Annotated in this window: 1 pseudogene; it reads left to right on the top strand. The window is 71.0% G+C overall.

The annotated features are described in order from the left end of the window. Window positions 1–272: pseudogene (locus SB753_RS37320) on the top strand (peptidase S10); the annotation flags it as partial.

Raw genomic sequence — 272 nt, 5'->3', positions numbered from 1 at the left:
CCCGCTGCGCACGGCCGACGGCACCCAGGTCGGCACGCTGTCGGCGTTCTCGTACATCGCCGAGACCGACGCCGAGACCCGTCGGCACCACCCCGTGCTGTTCCTCACCAATGGCGGCCCCGGCGCCGCGTCCAGCTACCTGCATCTCAGCGGCATCGGCCCGTTCCGCGCCCAGATCCCCGCCGACCTGGAGTCGGGTGTCCGCGCTCCCTACGGCATCGAGGAGAGCCCGTCGTCGCTGCTGGATACCGCGGATCTGGTGTTCATCGACG

The organism is Paraburkholderia sp. SIMBA_053, assembly GCF_046534895.1.
Lineage (GTDB): Bacteria > Pseudomonadota > Gammaproteobacteria > Burkholderiales > Burkholderiaceae > Paraburkholderia > Paraburkholderia caledonica.
The sequence above is the reverse complement of the archived record's forward strand: the minus strand, read 5'-3'. Positions and strand labels throughout refer to the sequence as shown.